The organism is Bacillus sp. AP50 (assembly GCF_040492675.1).
In the GTDB taxonomy this organism is placed as follows: Bacteria; Bacillota; Bacilli; order Bacillales; family Bacillaceae_G; genus Bacillus_A; species Bacillus_A cereus.
The window spans coordinates 1-19,885 of record NZ_JBEUTW010000008.1; the positions used below are offsets into that span (position 1 = coordinate 1).

A 19,885-nucleotide genomic window follows, 5' to 3' on the forward strand; every position below is an offset into this window, starting at 1 on the left:
TTGATTCACTTCTGTAAACCAAGATAAAGATTTGCTACCAATCAATTCATTTAAATCACATTTACCAATACCAGGTACATTTCCTGTTTCAGTGTATTGCCAAATATCACACGGATAAGCTGGTTTATTTCCTCCATAACGAGGAATCCATACAAAGTCAGCTTTTACATTAGCCATGCCAAACGGAGCATACATATGATGGCCAACATATAAACCAACTTTTTGAGCACCTAATCTGCGTAATTCATCAATAAACGCTTGTGCACCGGCTCTCATATCATGCATTGTTTTCACTTCAACATCTGCAACCCAGACTTTCGCACTCTTGTCTCCGCGATTCCAAAAGTCTCTAGCTTCTATACGTGCATCATTTTCAGAAACGAAACGACAGAATGCATAGTTCCCAAAAGGAATACCGTGCTGCTTCATAGCTTGTACATACCCCTTATATAATGGATCTACATAATTCGAACCATCTTGTACACGAGCGATTATGAAATCAATGTGTTGTTTTGCTACAGGCCAATTAATATTACCATTCCATTTTGAAATATCTATAATGTACCCCATTATTGAACATCTCCCTTTTTCTCTTCTTGTTTTTGTTTACCACCTAAAATTTCAATTGCATTTGTCAAAGCTTGTGGCAACGGAATACCCATTCGACCAGCATTTTCTAAAAGTGATAACAACTCATTCCCAATAAAGAAAAAGATTGTTGCTTCACGAATCGCGCTATTTGTTCCCACAACCGCATCTGCTTGAGTAGCTGCTCCGACCAAAAGAAAAAGCACCACCTTTTTGGCGATGCCTTTGAAACCAACTTTACTTTTTAATTCTCCGTTATATCCTGCTGCAATCATGCCAGTTAAATAATCAATAACTGCCATCGTTACTAAGATTTTCAATGTTGCATCCCATCCTCCCAAAAAATACCCACAAAAGCCTCCAAATGTAGCTATAAATACTTTCATTAATATATCAATACGATCCATCTTTCCATCTCCTTATTTATAATAAAAAAGAGAGACGCTTGTCCCTCTCTCAATAAGTACTTTTATTTTAAGATATTAAATCATCCCTTTTAATATTAAACCCAAGACTGACATAGTAATTGCGCTAATAATAATTCGTAAAATCCAAGTTGTATTCATGCTAATCTTTTCTAATTGCTTATTAATTGTAGCAATGTCTTTCTCATTAATTGTTGTGCGAGTTTCTAAACTACGAATATCCCGCATAATTTCTTTTTGTTCTGCTTTTAAACTGTCGATTTTTACATATACATCTTCCACTGTATTCACATCCTTTTAAAATCTTAATAAAGCAATCTTTACATAATATGAGACAACCTTACTTATGGTGAATGCATCGCAGAAATTCCAAAACAAAAGCCGTATTTTGTGCAAAATAAAAAACAGCTTATGGCTGCTCCTGCTCTGTTTGTGTGTTATTTTCATTAGTTGATGTTGGCGGTTCTTGTGGAGGATATTCACCTGTAAGTTTAAAATAATCATTTGCACAAATGCGCCTTTTAGCAACTCCTAAGTTCAATTCATATAATTTGGCTCCACAACCACATAACTCACATTTCGTTAAAACTCTAAAACCAATAGTCCCGTCAGCCATGTCCCTCCATACCTCAACTTTACTTGTATCGTTGGCAATCCCTGCATTATCTAACATGTCAGCAGGTACTTGTATAAAAACTCCTGTTTCTGTTCGTTTTACATCTACTATTCTTCCCATATAAGGAAGCATTTCGCCTTCCTGAAAAGGCATCATATAGTTAATATCCATGTCCAATCCTTCCTCTCTATCCAAGTGCGTTAAATTTCCAACCACTTGGAGTACTCACATAAAAACCCGCTCCAGCATTACCGTCTGTAAAACGAATATGCCCCCATTGTTGGAATCCACCGCCACCTAAGTTAATTCCCTGCATTGCTCGTATATTCCTAAAGATTTTCACTTCTTTTTCAGTACTTATATCAAACGTTTGTCCGTCTGGTGCTGAAGATATATTATTATTCACACCACCTACAGCAAGTGCGTTAAACGGCTGAATACCATCTGCTCTTTCTGCTGCAGCACGATCCCAATTATACATAGATGCATATTTGCCACTGTATAACGTTACACCACTTACACAAATCGCTGTCCCTTGTCTCATGTCAGCATTTCCAGAACAAACTTTAATAATCAATGCGTGTTCTTGTGGAATATAGTTTGTCGGGACTTTGAAAGTAAAAGAATACCTTCTGATTTCTCCGTAAAATGTAGACGGCTCAGGGAAGTCCATCTTTTGTTCACTCAACATGTCGTAACTAACGTTGTCTCGGAATTTAACGCAACACACGTGTATTCTCGGTTTTCCTGTCTTTCGCACGCCATTTATCATGGCAGTTCTAAAGTGTGCGGATGCTGTATATTCGTTACCAGGATGTATCCCATTATTCACGATTGCTTCTGGATAGTTATACATATCTACCCTTGCAGCATTCACCATTTGCTCGTAATCGAATATATGTGTATTCTTTTCTATTACGACATTTCCCCAGGACTTCCAAGTAAGACCGTATCCACCTTCAAACCCATAATAATCTGAATTGCCAATGTTTTTCTTTGTAACACTAGAAAAGTCTGGATCAGCTATTAGGTTTCGTCTTGATACCGCAGTTGTTTTTGTACCCCATTCGTCTTGGAATAGGAAATCTAGCATTTTAACAGTTACACCATCTTTATCAATGGTTATCTTATCACCATCAATTCTAATAAGATTTGTGTCAATGCCTTTTGCTGTTAACCATTTGACCATTGTATCGGCATTAATATTCAGTTTCTCAGCGTCGATTGTAATCTTACCAGGTGACATATTGATAGAAGTAATGATACCGTCTTTTAAAATTTGTGCTAAGATCCCTTCATCTAACACTTCTAACCTAGATTCCGTTTTCTTTACATAGGCATTATAAATCTCATTTATAAACGTTTCTTGTTTTCCAGAGATGATTGAAACGCCTTTTTCAGTAGCACTAATACTTCTTTCTAATTCAGTTACTTTTTTAGTGTAATCTTCAGTTGCTATCTTATCGGCCATTTCTTCCATGATTTTATCTTTATCTACAATATCAACAGGGTTCTCCATAAATGAAGAAGGTTTATCGCCGATCTGTAACATAGGTTGCGCTACCCACAGTCTTCCATTTCTACGCAGCCAGTATTGTACTTGTACTTTTTTCGTTCCTTCTACAAGTAGACCAAACACATGATGTCTTACCCACATTCCTTGTGTTAACGTAATCTCTTGTCCGTATTGCTTTAACACATTTCCATTTGCATCTAAGCATTTCAGCTCCATTTTCGCACCATTATCAATGCTAGACTTATTATCTGTATAAAAGTATGCAGAAAAAACGTAATTCCAACCAGGTCCGGCATTTATAACTTCATGTGAAGCACCTCTGTATACGTCTGCTGTATTTCCCGTGGAGATTGTACGAAGTGTATTACAACCCTTATATAAAACGGTTGTATCTCTTGTTGAGCCTGATTGAAGAATCCAATATTTTGTATCATTCTTCCAAAGAACATTCCGTAATACAGTTTGATTACCGATTCCGCCAACATAATCTTCAACATCTTTTATTTCAACTTTTCCTTCCAAAGCTTTTGCAGTAGTTTCCCAACCTGCTTTAGCCTCTTGTAACTGCGTACCTTGTTTAGTTTGTATCTCTTGTAAACTAGTAACATTTTCTTTAATACCGTCCGCTGTTTTCTCTACAGTAGTCACACGCTGGCTAAAATCGACTTGTGTTTTTTCTACCGTTTTAATACTTTCTTTAATACCATTCACACTTTTTTCAATCTCGGTTGTTTTTTTAGTGAATTCCTCATTCGTTACTTGATCTTCTAGTGCTGGTGTCCATGCAGTCGGTACTGTGCCAACTTCTAATTTAGGCTTTTCAATTAACACGTCTCCTGTGAAATCACGTCCTAAAGCGTAAACTAAAATCTCTTTAATAGGCTTATCCATTACTACAGCACTCGCTGTAAATCTTTCCTGTTTATACTGTTTACCTAGTGTTAGACGGTTTTCTATACGGCAGCTAGGATAAGCAAATGTATTGTCTATAAAAGTAATTTTCACTTCGAAACCAACCCATTTATCCGTTGTACCCCATTCAGTAACCTTACCTGTAAATAGAAAGCTCATAGCAATGTTCTTGCCCTGCATTAAAGTAATCGCATCCTTCACCACACCAAAATAGGTATGAGGCTTATTTTCTCCAGTCTTCACTGAATGGGATTTATTAGCTGTTTCTAGTAATAGATTTCGGATACCAATTTCCGTATTATCAACTTTCTTTTCTACACTTGTTAACTTTTCGCTGATTTCCCCAGCTTTTTCTTCTATTTCAGTAGTTGTTTTCTTTAGATCATTTGTTGTTTGCTGCACCTCAGAGATTTTCTTTATTGTGCCTTCGGAAGTCTCTACTACTGTATTTAATTTCTCAGTGATCTCACCGTTTTTTTTCATTAACGAGTCAATAGATTTAGTAAAACCTTCGTTGGTTTGTTTCATTTCAGAGACAGTTTTGTCAATTTCACCTTGAGAGTTTTGTACATTTTTAATAGTTAAAGAAACTTCTTGAAGGTTTTCTGTTACTTCCTTGAATTGACCAGCAGTTTCACTTTGTGCTTCTTCCACTTTCTTATTTAATTCTTCTTTTGTAAGTTGAATATCCTTATTTACCTGCTCCATTGTTTCTTTCTTGATAGTTTCTGGATCAGGAATAAGAAGCTCCCAATCTTTCCCGTTCCATACTTTTAAAATACCCGGTTTACCGTTGCTAATATCTCGCCATATCGTATTACCAATTTGAAGATTCTCTGTGGGCGGCTGCTTAGATTCAATGATATTTACAGTATTATTTTTTAGATTTTCTTGAACTTTTTCAGCGAGTGTTTTCGCTGCTTCGGATTCTTTCTTAGCATTACTAGCTGTTTCGTTTGCATCTTTCACTAATTTATCTAACTGATCTATCAGCTCTTGTTTATTACCTAATGAGCCCAAGATTCGATTGTAAATTTTTCGTAGTTCTTCGTTTGGATCAGTAATTTCGCGATAATCACCAAACACATATTTATCTTGTGTAGGGTCCGTAAAAGATTCATCACCAGCAATTACACGTGCTTCAAGGTATAACTTAGGTGTGAATCCTGTATCTTTGATTCGAATCGTATCTCCCTCATTAATTAGTTCATGTGCTAGTCCGAAAATACGTCCAATCGATTGTGCTTCTACTTCATAAGAAACTGAAGAATTGACACGCTTCTTTAATTCCATCTTCATCAAAGTCATTAATCGCTGCGGTGTCATATTCTGGTCTTCTGTTTCCGGAGTGTAGAAACCAAATTTATGCTTACCATGCGCATTCCAGCGTTGAAAGGCATCACTATCTGTAATATAAAGATGCCCGTTATTAATACTCTCAATGGTGATAAGTTTGTCACCTTCGCCCCGTACAAATCCGACTAAGGCGGTACAAATATCCCTGGAATGTTCAATGCGTCTAATGCCTACTATGTCTTTTCCCAAGGTTACTTCCTTCCCTGTTTCTCTCCCTCGTTTCTTTATCATATCGACGTACCATCCAGTAATTTGAGAACCGGATACTTCAACTCGATATTGGATTTCTGACTCAAACAAAGCCGCGATTTTCTTTAAAAAAGTGAGGGGATCGATGAATTCATCAATCGTCATCGTGTGGAATGAAGAATAATCCGTTATTCCACGTTGCCATTTTGAATCGGCAAGAGCGATATCAATAAACGTATTAACTGTTTCGCTCTCTATACGTTGAGGTTTAATAATCCCATCTTTGGCTATTTGAACCCAGGCACCAGAAGCATGTACAGTGAGCGATCTATCATCAGAGTCTTTTTCTACTTCATTATTGATAACATATGGAACAATGCGACCATCACGCACTTCCTTTAAAACTAAGTTCTGCTGCTGTAATGTAACTGCATGTGGAGTGCCGTCAAAAGTTTTGAACTCTAGCATATCAATGTTATTTTTTATTTCCCAATGACGGTTATCAGCCCAGTAGTCCTTTGGTTGAATAGCTGATATAATCTGATCTGTTTTGAAATCAACAACATGAAGTATTCCGCTTGGTGTTCTCATCTGAATCGCTCCCTGTATTTGACCCTTGCTGTTCCGATATCAGAAGGCATAATCTCAAGTTTATTAGTGCCTCTATTGATAACAGGGAAATTACTGAAAATGTCCTTAATGTTAATCGCATTCTTTCCTTCAATTGTTACATGACTATTTTCTGTGTCGATCACGACTTTATCACCAACATCTACTATATAAGGCAGTGTATTTTTCGTATTTAAATTCACTTTCCAAAACTTCAAATCACTAACTGACATCGCTTCTACTGGTGGAACGTCTTGAAACTGCATGATGCTAATCTGAATTTGTGCCGCTTTTTCCATATGATAGTTTTTTTCATCCGTCCAACGTGCAAATCGTTCTGAATCATCTTTTTCTGTACCTCGAAGGAATCTTGAAATATACGCTTCCCATACATTTCCTGTCCTAGCTATCCAAAATCGACCAAAATACTGATTCCATGTATTCGGATAATCGCCACTCTCATAAATTAAACCTGTTTTCCCTGGCTTATTGTCATATCCAATTACCATTGTCCCGAAATTTTGTTCAGCTTGCCAAAAGAGATCGTTCATAGCAATTTTTGAAAGTACCTTGCTATTTTCATCCAGTATCGCTATCTCAACTCGTCCCATTTCATTGATTTTTTTACTCTTACATGTAACGTAGGCTTGCATAATAAAGTCTTGTACTGGACCGCCAGGGATACTCTTTTTAACGGCTGCGCCGTGCCAACCTTTACCCGCAGTACCAAAATCAGAACAATAGAATTGGTATTTATCTGATTTCATTTCACCTACTGGTTCACCATCTTCCATCGAGCTGACCTTACTCCATCCTACAGTGGTAGCCATTTCATCCCATATAAGCCTTTGATTTCTTTCTACAGGTGTTTCCACAGTTTTTAACGGCATTCCGATACGAAAATAATCCCGGTCATTTAAAGATGTCTCGCCGAACCATACGTCTAGAAAAGTGTTTGGTTTCGTAATATCAATCTCAATGATAGGGTTAGAATGAACAGTTCCTTTATTTTGGACATTAGCAACTAACCCACTAAAATCTTTTTTAAAGTCAACCGTTTGCTCTTTTCCTAACTTATATGGCATTGGACAAATGAAAGTTAAAGTACCTTCACCTAGATCAACTAACTGGTCTAAATCTAAAGTTTCATCTACGACAGCTAAAAACGTACGATCTTTTTCATCATCAAAAATAAGCTCGCACGGTTGATCCGTAACGAGCCAATCTGCTATTTCTTCTTTTAGTTTTTCAGCTTCTTCAGCTGAATCATATAATAGTGCAATAGGAACTAAAATCTTTCTCATTTTAGTTTGTGTGCGTAGTAACCTACCTCCTGGATAATGCGAGACTTCAAGAAACATACGATCCAAAGGAGCCCATGCAGGGCGCTTTTTACCCTGCAGTGGAATTACATTTGGATTCCTTTTCCCGTTAAAACTAAAGAAACTAATTCCTGCCATATCATCACCTACCTAAAATACTTTGAGTCTTTCTTTCTCGCGTTCTTGAAATTCATTGACATCTGAGTAAATTTCCTTCGCTATTTCTCTTCCATTTAAATTAATTTGTAAAACAGTGGGACCTTGTGATACATATTTGGTCCCTTGCTGTTGATTTAATGGTAATGAACCCATAATTCCATTCGCAATCGCGTCAAAGGTTTGCTTACGTAAAGGTAAAACCGTTTCATCATACCCCCTTGCGTCACCAACACCAATTAATGTAGGATTACCGGGTTTAATTAAAGCGCCGTTTGCCGCCCACTTAACACTGAAAGATGGTAAACCTTCGCTTGCCCAATTAACAGGGTTTAGTGAACCGTTAACACTAATCTTAGGGACAGGAATATGAATACCGCTAAACATATTAGCAATTCCATTTCGTATTTTATCAATCCAACCCATAATCCCACTCCAAGCTTCTTTAATAGGATTAATCAATTTATCTTTAATTTTCATAGCAGCTTCACCTATATCGATTGCCATACGAACTACAGAAGCGATTGGTTCCTTGATAAATGTTTTGAAATATCCAACTACAGTAGACCACATGCTACTAATCGTAGAACCAAAAGAAGATGCGAGCCCTTTGACTGCACCGAAAATTTGTTTGACAAACGAAAATTGGATAAGCCCCCAAATTAGCTGAATCGCACCATTGAATATCTGTTTTATTCCTTCCCACATCCCAGAAAAATCACCAGTTAAAACAGATGCAAAAAATTTAATAATCCCCATAATGAGATTTACGGCTCCCTGGATAATGTCCTTAATGGCACCCCAAGTAGATTGCACAATAGACATCACCACTGGCATCACAAAAGAAATTATTGATTGGATAATTGAAAAAGCGTTTTGTACCGCTTGAACTATCTGTGTTCCGTTTTCTTTCCAAAATGCAGATATTTGAGAAATAATGCCATTCACAAAGTTAAGAACGTCAGTTAGCAACGGCATTACATAAGGAAGTATTGTAGCCCATACATTTTTTATGAATTCTACAGTCGCGCCAATGATCCCCATAATTACTGGGGCGGCAGCCGAAATTAGAGATTGTACATTTTCTATAAAGTTACTCAATTGAGCATGAACATCTTGAACAAACATAATAATGTTAGCTTTTTGTTCAGGGGAAAAACCTAACTTATCTAAGAAATTACTAGCAGCTCCCCAATCGCCAGATACGAGGGCTTTCATAGTTTCTACACCATACTGCACTGCCGCTGTAGTTTCTTGTATAAACTGAATTGAATTAGCAGAGAAACCAAGTTTAGTAAGAATGTCATATCCCTCAACCATGGCATTTCTATCACCAGAAGCCGCGAGCCAAAAATCTTGAATTGCTTTGGTTATTAACTGGATATTACCTATATAATTGTTTAAATCTACAAATCTTTTAATTGTACCGTCAACCCACCGGACCACCTGAGTTAATCCAAGGACAATAGCAGCTAATGCAGGAGCGATAAGTGTAAAAATCGTTATAGCTAAACCTTCTAGCGCAGATGTGAATTCAATCCACTTTCCTTTTAGATTGTCATTCATAGTTTTAGCCATTTTCGCAGCTGCACCATCAGCTTTTTCTAATGCTTTTGTATTTTTCTCTAATTTCTCGCTACCTTCTTGCATTAAAGCTGCCCAGTTTTTATATGCTTCTGCACCAAATAACGTTGTTAATGTAGCTGATTTTTGTTGGTTTGTCATACTACCTGTTTTATCTTCTAATTCTTTTATAATCGTTGGTAAAGGTTTAATTTTACCTTGCTGATCAAAGAAAGATAAATTCAACTCATCCATAACTTTTCGCATTTCTTTTGTCGGTTTAGCTAAACGCCCTAAAGATGTAGCGAAAGCTTGTCCTGCAACTGATCCTTGCAAACCACTATTTGCCATCGCCATAATTGCCGCTGATGTTTCTTCCATACTGAAACCGACAGTATGGGCAGTTCCAGCAGCATATTTCATCGCTTCGCCCATTTGTGTTACATTTGTATTTGAGTTAGAAGCAGCCAACGCTAATACATCTGCTGTATGGGTCGCTTTATCAGCTGACAATCCAAAACCACTCATGATATTAGACGCTATATCTGCTGCTGTACCTAAATCAAGTGCACCTGCCGCGGCTAAATCTAACATGCCAGGCATTGCTTTCATAATATCGCCAGTTTTAAAACCAGCTTGCGCAAGGTACATCATCCCTTCCCCAGCTTGTGTAGCGGAGAATTGAGTTGTTGCACCTAATTCTTTAGCTTGAGCTTCCAATTGCTTCATTTCACTTCCGGAAGCACCGGAAACAGCTGCTACTTTTGACATGATTTGTTCAAAGTTAGCACCTGCGGAAACAATACCAACAAGTGCGGCTCCTGCCCCTAATGCCATACCTGCCATACCACCAATAGCTATAGCGGAAGTCCCGACAGCTGCCCCCATTGAACCAGCCATTCTACCGACGCTACTAAAACCTCTATTTAAAATCCCTGTAGTTCGTTGACCGTGCTGTTCTGCTCGGTTCAATCCACCTCGTAATTCATCATCACGCAAGAATATTGAACCAAACATACGAAATAGTTCCATTTATTCACCCGCCTTTCCGCGGATTTTTGCAACTCGAGCAAACACTTCTTCTTTTGTAAGTTTCTGCTTCGGTGTTTGTTCGATTGAATCGTTGTATTGTTTTACCTGTTCTTGCGTTGGATTTTCGCGCTTATGTTTAAATTGAGGAAATGTTTCATCGCAGTACGGTTGTAGGGCACACCATTCCTCCCATAACATGCGGTCCATCTGTTTCTTCTTTGCGGTGAGATACAAGTTAATAACTATCTCTGCATCCAAACTCCTTATATACTCCATATTTGGATAGCGAGAAGCTAACGTATCGATGAAGTCTATTTCATCAAGTTCACCGCATTGGAAAAAAGCTTAACCAGCCCAACTTCTGAATCTTTAATTGCAATAAATAATCGAACCAACTCTTCTAGATTTAAAGTTCGAATCGTTTCCCAACCTGGTGATGTTTTTTTGCCACCTTCATCTTCATGAACTAAAAGTCCGGCTACAAACTCAAAAAATTCCTGTTCTGCTTCTTCTAATCCGAAGATAAACTTCATGATAATGTCATACCCGAAAGTCTCTTGTGCAGCTAATACATCAGCTTGAGTTGCTCCTTCTTTATTTCGTACGCCCATCATTAAATCTTTAAGTAAATTAATATCAACCTTGAATTTCGATTTCTTCAAAATACGAACTACAGAAAATAAATCTCCACCATGAATTTGTCTCACTTTATATTCTTTTTCTTGAATTGCAATAGTCATATTTATTCCTCCTTAAAATAAAAAGAGCAGGGATTATCCCTACTCTTTAACCTGCTGGTATTAATTTAGCTGCTTCTGTCGCTGTTAAAATACGCATCTTCCATGGTACTTTTCGAATGTTTTCTGGGTCACGGTGTCCAGTGAATGTAACCTCTGGAACTACTTCACTTTCATTTTCAAATCCCATTTCTAAAGAACCATCAGATAACGCGTTATATACGATAATCTCAGCGATATCGCCACCTAACGTTTCACCAACCCACGCTACATTTTTAAGGTAGCTTTCTTTCGTAAGGCGTTCCGTCGCTTCAATTACATCGTATTTGATAGCTTTTCCGTCTTTTGTAACGGTTTCTTCTAAAACTTTTAATCCTGCAATAAAATTTTTGATTTTTTCTTTATCCAAAAATTCAAGTGTCTTAAAACTGATTTGAGTTTTTGATTTAGTGATACGCTTCATCCCCATAGTGTCACCAGGAGAACCATCATACTCAATTTCTTTAAACTCTGGTTCATACTTAAAAGAACCGCCACCTTGCGTAGCGCCTACAGGAAGTTCGTCTTTTTCTCCATAATTAAAGAAGAATGCACCCCAATCTCCGAAGAGGACATTTTCTGGTTTTGGTTGTGGAGCTGCCATATACTCAATCCTTTCTATTGTTTAAAATAAGTTCGTAAAATGAAGCGTACTTCTTTACGTCTAATATTCGGGTCTGGATCCGGTACTTTCTGACTCGAAAGATAAGAAATAGCAGCACCAAATTCAGCGCTGTTTAATCTTTTTCTATGAAGATTGTTTTCTAGTTTTGTAATAAGTTCATCTATTTTAGCAAGATGAGCAGAAGTACCGTAAATATCAATTGTAAGCATGATATTCTTTCTTCCCCATGGTTCTTTATCATCATTTACCGTATACACCAGATAAGGCATTTCAGCGGTTATTTTAGCGATTTCATAGTACGATTCTTTATGAATCCGTTTCAATTCACGGTGCAATATATTTATAAAGTCATTCATGCTATCTACCTCATTAATGACGAATATGTTCGTGTGCCAACTTGTGTAATTTGTGGTTTATTATTCTCTGCTGCAGGTCTAAGGAATGGTTGAGCATGTTGTCCCTGAGTTCTAACCATCTTCCCTGTTTTGGGATCGCGATACATCCAAGGACTTTTACGGCCATCCCCATCAACTGCATAGATTCCTGTACCTTTCTCAACGTAAATGCCGTAATCAGAAGATGTACCAATAACAACCTTTTCTTGCTCTGCTTTAGAACTAATGCTTCTTCTTAGATTTCCAGTATCTACAGCAGCTAGTAATTTAGCTTTAGAACTAACAAATTGACCGACAGCGGTATGCGCTGCTTTCTTTGCGGCTAAGTGCCTTGCCATTACTGCATCTCTATTTGACTGGAATTTCATGCTCATATGGCAACATCTCCAATTCTATTTGAAAGAATCTACCCGCATTCATTGGATCGCCTGGATAAGTAACACTGTATACCTTCTTATCAATAACTAATCTATCTTGAATAGTTACATCAAATGGTAAGCAATAGAAGAAATGCGTGCTTTTCTCCTCTACTTTCTTATTACGGGCGTCCTTTGTTCCTTGAATGGCATCTAGTACACCTTTAACAGTGTTAATTTCTTTCCATTCTTCATTTGGATAAGGTCCATCATCGTCAGAACCGTCATTACGAAGTACTGAAGAGTCTTTACCAAACTTACGAATCATTGATTGAATCATAAAACACGCAACCTCACTTTCAACCCTTTCGTAACGCTTGCTGGATAATCTCCCACGTCGTCATAAGTAACAGAATAATTCCCTAACGATTCGCTTTTCTTACCTTCTCTTTCCTGATCCTTATATTGATGAACCACCATTTTAGCAATAATACCAGGATAAGCAGGAGGGAATTCAGGTATTGTTCTATTTGTGTACTCAGCAACCATTAACATTGTATCTTCAATACTTATTAATAAGTTCTCCTCACTTATATTAGACACTTGTATTTTGACACGTTTTAGGATTTCTACTTTCATATCCATTTACTCACTCGTCTTTGTGGGAGCATTTCTTTTCTTTTTAGCTGTTTCTGGTTTTGGTTCGTCTATTTCTTCATATACAGGGTCGTTTTTACAACGCTTTACATGATCTGCATCCGTCACTTCCCATTTAACATCTGTTTGTGTGTTCAAAAACCAAGGCATACTATCTCTCCTTTCAAAAGAAAGAGGAAAGGCTTACGCCTGTCCCTCTGATTTTTCTGGTGTAGTTGGTGCGATTGTAGCTGTAAGTACTGCTAACGCTTCTGGGCGAAGCACACCAGCCCCATAAACCATAAGACCACGAACGCCATCTGCAAATGAATTTTGAAGGCGTTGCGCTTCTGTTTCGTTTAACTGTTTACCATGACCGATACCTGACTTATGAAGAGCAAGAATTTTATATTTACCGGATGTATTGTGAATCTCTTCTGATACAACGATTTGTGAACCATTGATTATTTGTCCTTCTACAATGCCATTTTCTAAAATGACAGGTTGCTTTGTAAAACGGTCATCTTTAGATAGTAATCCGAGAACTTGAGAATTGATGATTGTGAAACGTTCAGTTTTAGGTACCTTTTTCACGTTTAACTTTGTATTAAGATCAACAATGTAGTCGTATGCATTCTTAGGTGATAATTCGACTGCTGCGGAATCTGTACCAATTACATTATCTTTATGGGCACCAGTGTAAAGTCCTAATGTAAATGTATCGACAGTTTCTTGAAGTACTGAACCTGCCTCTTGTGTATGTGGATCAATTAAATCTCCAGCAGCTTGAACAGCATCTACATCATCTACTTTGAACGCAAAATACTTTTTCTGATCCATATTGATTTCTACTTTAGAAGGGTTTGTGTCATCCCATTCAACAGAACCAGAATAGTCTTTTACATTTACTGTACCGACACGGTTAAAAATAATTTTGTTACCTTCAATTTTTGCTGGCTTTGTTGTGATTAAATCCGCGATAGAACGCTTGTGGAAATTCGCCATTAAACGAGCTTCCCAAATTGTTGGAATAAAAGTTGCTACTGACATATATTAATTCCTCCTTAATGTTCTTCCATAACAAAAGAGACCGCTAAAATAGCAATCTCTTTGTTCGTTTTATATTTTTTTAACCATACTACTTAATTTTTCTATTACTACTTACCCCAACTGCGCATATCCTTCTGAATTTGTGCCCAGTTCGCATTAATTTCATCCTGACTCATTGAATTTACTTGTTCTCTTGTAAATCCAGTCCCAGTTCCGCCACTAACATGAATTTCTCGGCCCGCAGCTTTAAATCTTTCGACTACTTTTGCTTCTAACGCCGAAGAGAACAAATCATTAAACTTTGATACTCTAGATTTTGTATCCTCTACATCTGAACCAATAACAAAATCTACAAACTTAAGATCTAATCCAATCGTTGATAATCCATCTGCTGCCGCACTTTGCATTTCTTTCTGATGAAGTATTCTTTCCCGCTCTTCAAGCTGTTCCTGAAGTTGCTTCATCTCATACTCAGCTTTTTCTTGAGCGGTCATAGAAGCGGTTTTGTAGTTCTCTAGTTCTTTCTTGGTTGCATTAAGTTCTTTCGAATATTTTGAACGAACTCTATCTTCTGCTGATTGCACCATTTTCTCAATAAATGTTTTTGTTGCATCATCTAATTTCGGCTCTTTCTGTCCATCAATTGGCGCCTCCTCTTTATCGTCTGCAGGTGGCATTTGTTCGGTCGGTGGTGTATCTTCTGCTGGTGGTGTATTAGGATCAGAGAAGAACTGCATACCTTTCAAGCGTAATGGCGCTTTTATTGTTTCTTTAACAAACTTTACTGGCAAATCTTTAACTAAATATTGTTTCATCATTTTTCCTCCTTTGAGTTCCTATGAATACGCCCTGCTTAGTTCGTAATCTATAAACCCTCAAGTGTTTTATTTTTATTTAACAGAGTCTTTCCACTCTTCATAACTAACTGCTGTAATGACTTCATTCCTGCCTGTTGTCGGGTTTCTGGCCCTCCTCTCAATAAATGGGCTAACTTCCGCTACTTCGGTAATAAAAGTACAGCGGCAGCGTACAACCTCTTTAGCAGGTAAATTGCTGTCGTGTGGATATTCACAACTATAACCACCTACTTTAAATAACCCTTTAAACGGTACTTTCTGATGATCTGCTGCTTGGTGAGTAGGGCGGGTCCGCTTATCTAATGTAGAAATCCAAATCTTCTTCATTGATACACCTTGATCAAAAGCGTGAGAGGCACTGTCATAGGTGCCTAAGTTTTGTACCCTGGCACTTTCTGTCCATGCAACCATCATTGCTTTCTTCGCATCACCATCTAATACAGGCTTAATCCGATTAGCCATTACTGCATATCCTTCGCCTTTTCTAAGACCAATAGATAATTCTCTGCGTATTCGGTTAACTAGCTGTACTCGATGTGTACTTAATCTTTGATTTAGCGTCATCTTATCGATTGGTATTTGTACCGCTCGTTTAATGATGTTTGGGTCCAGAAGACCATATGAAAGGGTTACACTTACTTCTTGCTCAATAAGATAACTCGTATAATAAAAAGACTCCCCGTATTGAGTGGAGAGTTTTTCATTGAGAGTTTTCTTTTTCTCATATGTTATTTCATTAATAACTTGCTGTAGTTCGCTTTGCATGTTTTTATATCGATTGAATCGACGCATTTCCTGCATACTTAACTGCTCATTCACCGCATATTTTGCATAATAAAAAGCCAGTATTCCTCTGACTTCTTCTAAAGCATCTTTATACAGGTAGAGAATCGCCTTTTCCAGTTCGTCCTCTATCTTTTGGAGGTGTTTCTGCTTCTTGTCCCATTCCATCGTTTTCACCGCCTTTATGTACAGTGTCTAAATCGATAGAATCAATCTCTTCTTCCTTCATCTTTTGTAATTCTGCCTTTGGATCAGGAACAACAGATAACATAGATAATCGTGTTTCTTCGCTTATTAAACCTTGTAGTTTAGACTGAACGTCAGCTTCATCAGATAAGTTGGCTGGAAGATTACGAGTGAATTGGAATGTCATGCAAAGATAATCAAGCTCAGCTTTGTTTGAACGTAAATTCCAAGCGTCGAATAGTAACTTGAATTGTTGTCGCAATGACTTGGTAAACTTCATTTCTAACGTTCCTGATTTCGTTTCTAATGCTAGTAGCTTATAACGAATAGCAACCCCAGTGAGGTTACCACCGAATGATTCATCAGAAAGATTAACATGCTTTGTAAAACGGCATATATTCTTTTCTAATCTATCTAGATGATGTTCCAAGATGTTGTCATTAAGATCCTTAGTTAAAAATGAAGCCTCGCCATTCTCACCTACATCAAGAGCTCCAGTTTGTTTTAACTTCTCGATAGTATCATCATCTATATCAACACCTTTAAAAATCATATAAGCCAAGCGGAACTGCTCAATTTCACTGTTCACATCAGAAAGTGCTCTGTCGTACCCTTCAATAAGCGCAATAGCTTTATCAACATCCCCCTGCAATTCTTCATTGTTAGGAAATCCGATAAGTGGTACACCTTTGTATAAATTAGTGATTCGATTTGTTTCTTTCAGCTTATCTAAATCTTCACCAGTGTACTCAATGATTTGCGTACCATTGTAAAATTCCACTTTATATCCATCTTTAAAATCATCACCGTCAATTACTTTGACTGGATAGCAGCGGATAGCGTATTTAGGCTCTGCAATGCTTAAATTCGTAAGAAAGATAGCTTCATAAGGTTTGATATTCATAACCTTTTCTTCACCATCTTTATTATGGTAAAGCAGTCTTGCCCCATACCCACAAATAGAAGCAAACTTTCCTGTTTCCGCATCAGCATCTTCAGAATGATTTGCCTTTAAGAAATCTTGGATACGTTTTAATACTTCCTTATCGTCATGATCTAAGCTATATGAAACAGGTAATCCAAACATATACCCTATCTTTGTATCAATAATTTCAGAGAAGAAGTCATTGTTCAGCTTGTTGTTAACCTTATCCTTATTTCCATCACCTTTAAACTCACGAGTAAAGATAGGTAAGCCTGTCTCACTTGCTTTGTATCGTTCGTACCTATTAATCATTCGTTTTTTTAACGGTTCAAATTCATCAATAATCTTTTTGAGCAACTTGGGTGTAGGCTCCCCATTGTTTTCATCCAGTAACGGAATGTAGTATTCAAACATCGTCTCACCTCCTTAATAAATTGACTTAACAGCTTTTGCTTTGTTATTAGACGTAATTACGGTATTCACAAAGTAACGATCACTATCCATTTGATGGTCATTCTGCTTAATAGGTTTGTCTTCACCTCGCTCCATTGCCTTCTCATCCCATACATAAGAAGAGAACTCACGCAGCGTTTCTTTACAACAATCGCAGAATTTAATTAATTCCGTTGTTAATGCAGTTGCAACATTTCGTATTCCATCTAATACATCGTTCTTGGCTTTTTTTACTTTCCAACCTTTTTGTTTCAGTAAAATAATAAATGAGCTTGCCGATGGGTCTACGATAATACGCTTGGTTAGACCATTTGCAAACTCAACTAAATCCTCATAATATTGTTCATCTGACTTTTGTAAATTCTTCTTGCGAGCGTCATGATGGTATTCCTTCACCTTGTACCAAATGCCACCAGATAAGCCCCATAAGCCAAATGCCATCGGGTTTTGTGTACCGTAATCGCAGGAGATATAATACTGCTCATATTTCCTTGGATGTGACGGTACAACATGTTCAGCTTCATTAAACATACTGTATATTAAACCTTCCGCCATTACCCATAAGCCCAAGATATAGCGTTGATAGAACACACCGCTAAACATACGTTTAAAGCGGTCTTTCACTTTCTCAGAAAGAGATAAGTTATCATCCATTGTAAATTTCAAATGGCAAACTAACTTCTCTTTTTTCTTATCGATAAGCTCTGTTTTTACAAAGTGATATGGTGAACCAGGGTTACAGTTCATAAATATCTTTGCACCATCAACAGAACACCGCCCAATCATTTGATCTATAAATGATTTAGGAAATAGCGCAGCTTCATCAGCTAATGAGCCAGCAGCAGTTAAACCTTGTAACGTATCCTGCGAATTCTCCTTATTAGCTCCAAACAAGTAGTACGTATTCCACCCAATTTGCAGATAGTTTTCAGAACGGTTGTAATCATATCGCCAACCCCATGCGGTAAGTATTTGTATCATAGGGTTGATTACGTTACGTTTTAATGAGCCAATTGATTTACCGGCAATGATAAATGACTCACCTTTAAACTTTTCTTGTGACCATTGCAAGAAACTACAGATCATCGAAATTGTTTTACCAGAACGAATTGCTCCATCTGCAATAACGATGTCATGATTCTCATATGGCGAACCATCTCGCCACCACCACAATAATTGTAATTGTTTATTTGAAAACGGCTGGAACTTAAACGATTTGGTTTTCCACTTTTTAATCCTCGCCATCTGCATCACCAAATACTTCTTTCATCTTTTCTGGATCAGGAGCAGTTGCTTGTAAGAAATCTTGAATTGCTTCTGCATTATCATCATCTTCATCACCAATTAAATTTGCAATTTCAGCATTAGCTTTCTTTATGTTCGCTTTCTGTACTTCCATATGCATCTTGTGACGTTCTTCTTCAATTTTCCGCTTGAAGTTATCAGGCACTAAATCGAAGTACATCGCTAGTTTGTCAAGTGCTCTCATCTTGTCAGCAAGCTTGATAGAAATACCTTCTTTGCCTTTTTTCACTTCCGCAATAATCGAGCCATCAACCATATCTGATTCATTAAAATCAACATAACTAATGGTTCTCATGACTGGCTTTCCATCTTCATCCTTTACAGGCCCAAACGGCCCCATAACTTCTACATCTTTCTGGCCAAAGGTTACGTAATTCGTAATATCAGCAAAGGCAATCTTGATGTACTCATTCAATACGTCCATCGCTTCTACAAATATATTCTCAACCATTTCACCTTTAATCTCTCGAATGTACGATGCTACACGTTCTCTTCTCAGTAACCGGCTACTCGTAACATGCGCGCTACTCTTTGCGTAGCCAGCTTTCAGTGCAGCTTGTGTACCATTAAAATACTTCATGTAATACAAACAAAAGAGCCGTTCTTGTTCTGTCAGCTCTTCATCATCTAGCATCTTTTTTAACTTGGCTTTTGTCTTGGGGTTTTTAACATTGGTAACGCTCCTTTTCGCAATAGTAACGTTACCTTTTAATTGTTCGTCCCATTTATCTTGTGATTTCCACTTTCTGATTTGCGAAGGTTTGAGATTTAACTCAGCCGCAATATCAATTAATGGCTTCTCTCCTTTACTTGCTTTGTATATTTCAAATGCTTTGTCACGATCTGGGCTACGTTGCCTAGCCATATTCACCACCTCGCGGTAATTCCTAAATTAGTCTTGAAATTCTCTAAAACTCGATGTATTATATTTTTGTGTTTTTCTCAGTTCCCAAGCCGAGAATACATCATCACTTCTGAAAGGACCCGAACTCCAGCGGGTTCTTTCTTTTATTCCTCTTCTTGTAAATCTATTTATTTAAATGTAAAATTATAAATAAGTTCTAAAAATTTGAATCGAGGTGAAAATCATGAGAAGTTTTGGCTCATTAATGATTTCTACTGTCTGCTCAGTACTTCTTGTAATTTGGAATGCCTATGAATTCTATAACGGATTCACAACAGGGCGCACATACTACTGGATTAATGGCATCGGAGCTGTTATCTTCCTTCTATTCTTTATCCTCAACATGCGAG

Annotated in this window: 21 protein-coding genes; all 21 read right to left on the minus strand. The window is 37.5% G+C overall.

All coding sequences use genetic code 11. The annotated features are described in order from the left end of the window. A partial coding sequence (locus ABWK52_RS01190) for a glycoside hydrolase family 25 protein (RefSeq protein WP_353771864.1) occupies positions 1-570 on the minus strand: 570 nt, incomplete at its 3' end. Then, positions 570-995, minus strand: coding sequence for a phage holin family protein (locus ABWK52_RS01195; RefSeq protein ID WP_098541858.1), 426 nt, complete (start codon positions 993-995; stop codon positions 570-572). The genes ABWK52_RS01195 and ABWK52_RS01190, both read right to left, overlap by 1 nt. A gap of 75 nt (positions 996-1,070) precedes the next feature. After that, positions 1,071-1,295, minus strand: a complete 225-nt coding sequence (locus tag ABWK52_RS01200; protein ID WP_000390484.1) for a hemolysin XhlA family protein — start codon at positions 1,293-1,295, stop codon at positions 1,071-1,073. Between the two features lie 127 nt (positions 1,296-1,422). Further along, the gene (locus ABWK52_RS01205; RefSeq protein ID WP_000354139.1) at positions 1,423-1,800 is read right to left on the minus strand and encodes a hypothetical protein; all 378 of its coding nucleotides are present in this window, start codon (positions 1,798-1,800) and stop codon (positions 1,423-1,425) included. A 16-nt stretch (positions 1,801-1,816) separates the two neighbouring features. Further along, positions 1,817-6,193, minus strand: coding sequence for a phage tail spike protein (locus tag ABWK52_RS01210; RefSeq protein ID WP_098541856.1), 4,377 nt, complete (start codon positions 6,191-6,193; stop codon positions 1,817-1,819). Next, positions 6,190-7,671 carry a distal tail protein Dit gene (locus tag ABWK52_RS01215; protein WP_098382485.1) on the minus strand — a complete coding sequence of 494 codons (1,482 nt, stop codon included), beginning with the start codon at positions 7,669-7,671 and terminating at the stop codon, positions 6,190-6,192. The genes ABWK52_RS01210 and ABWK52_RS01215 overlap by 4 nt, the downstream gene beginning before the upstream one ends. 12 nt (positions 7,672-7,683) lie before the next feature. Further along, positions 7,684-10,284, minus strand: a complete 2,601-nt coding sequence (locus tag ABWK52_RS01220) for a phage tail tape measure protein (RefSeq protein WP_098541854.1) — start codon at positions 10,282-10,284, stop codon at positions 7,684-7,686. Beyond that, positions 10,285-10,542 (minus strand): hypothetical protein, encoded by a 258-nt coding sequence (locus tag ABWK52_RS01225; RefSeq protein ID WP_033667315.1) that lies wholly within the window; start codon positions 10,540-10,542, stop codon positions 10,285-10,287. 53 nt (positions 10,543-10,595) lie between these two features. Continuing rightward, positions 10,596-11,024, minus strand: coding sequence for a hypothetical protein (locus tag ABWK52_RS01230; protein ID WP_000150393.1), 429 nt, complete (start codon positions 11,022-11,024; stop codon positions 10,596-10,598). A gap of 46 nt (positions 11,025-11,070) precedes the next feature. Further along, a complete protein-coding gene (locus ABWK52_RS01235; protein WP_097853343.1) occupies positions 11,071-11,664 on the minus strand; it encodes a hypothetical protein in 594 nt (197 codons plus the stop codon). 14 nt (positions 11,665-11,678) lie between these two features. Further along, positions 11,679-12,041: a hypothetical protein gene (locus ABWK52_RS01240; RefSeq protein WP_098382487.1), complete on the minus strand. Its 363-nt coding sequence runs from the start codon at positions 12,039-12,041 to the stop codon at positions 11,679-11,681. A 5-nt stretch (positions 12,042-12,046) separates the two neighbouring features. Beyond that, positions 12,047-12,454 carry an HK97-gp10 family putative phage morphogenesis protein gene (locus ABWK52_RS01245; RefSeq protein ID WP_000061900.1) on the minus strand — a complete coding sequence of 136 codons (408 nt, stop codon included), beginning with the start codon at positions 12,452-12,454 and terminating at the stop codon, positions 12,047-12,049. After that, positions 12,429-12,776: a head-tail adaptor protein gene (locus tag ABWK52_RS01250; RefSeq protein ID WP_000616219.1), complete on the minus strand. Its 348-nt coding sequence runs from the start codon at positions 12,774-12,776 to the stop codon at positions 12,429-12,431. The genes ABWK52_RS01245 and ABWK52_RS01250 overlap by 26 nt, the downstream gene beginning before the upstream one ends. Further along, positions 12,773-13,081 (minus strand): hypothetical protein, encoded by a 309-nt coding sequence (locus ABWK52_RS01255; RefSeq protein WP_000367354.1) that lies wholly within the window; start codon positions 13,079-13,081, stop codon positions 12,773-12,775. The genes ABWK52_RS01250 and ABWK52_RS01255 overlap by 4 nt, the downstream gene beginning before the upstream one ends. Next, complete coding sequence (locus ABWK52_RS01260; protein ID WP_001145766.1) at positions 13,082-13,243, minus strand: hypothetical protein; 162 nt, start codon at positions 13,241-13,243, stop codon at positions 13,082-13,084. 33 nt (positions 13,244-13,276) lie between these two features. Continuing rightward, on the minus strand, positions 13,277-14,122 hold the full coding sequence (locus tag ABWK52_RS01265) for a phage major capsid protein (protein ID WP_098209385.1): 846 nt from the start codon (positions 14,120-14,122) through the stop codon (positions 13,277-13,279). Positions 14,123-14,229: 107 nt separating this feature from the next. Continuing rightward, the gene (locus ABWK52_RS01270) at positions 14,230-14,937 is read right to left on the minus strand and encodes a DUF4355 domain-containing protein (RefSeq protein WP_000816326.1); all 708 of its coding nucleotides are present in this window, start codon (positions 14,935-14,937) and stop codon (positions 14,230-14,232) included. Positions 14,938-15,012: 75 nt separating this feature from the next. Continuing rightward, positions 15,013-15,780 carry a phage minor head protein gene (locus tag ABWK52_RS01275; RefSeq protein WP_001987283.1) on the minus strand — a complete coding sequence of 256 codons (768 nt, stop codon included), beginning with the start codon at positions 15,778-15,780 and terminating at the stop codon, positions 15,013-15,015. Between the two features lie 73 nt (positions 15,781-15,853). Beyond that, positions 15,854-17,287 (minus strand): phage portal protein, encoded by a 1,434-nt coding sequence (locus tag ABWK52_RS01280; RefSeq protein ID WP_098382488.1) that lies wholly within the window; start codon positions 17,285-17,287, stop codon positions 15,854-15,856. Positions 17,288-17,299: 12 nt separating this feature from the next. Continuing rightward, positions 17,300-18,571, minus strand: a complete 1,272-nt coding sequence (locus ABWK52_RS01285) for a PBSX family phage terminase large subunit (protein ID WP_098541850.1) — start codon at positions 18,569-18,571, stop codon at positions 17,300-17,302. Continuing rightward, positions 18,558-19,496, minus strand: coding sequence for a terminase small subunit (locus ABWK52_RS01290; RefSeq protein WP_000113778.1), 939 nt, complete (start codon positions 19,494-19,496; stop codon positions 18,558-18,560). Before ABWK52_RS01290 ends, ABWK52_RS01285 begins: the two co-directional genes overlap by 14 nt. Between the last annotated feature and the right edge of the window lie 389 nt (positions 19,497-19,885).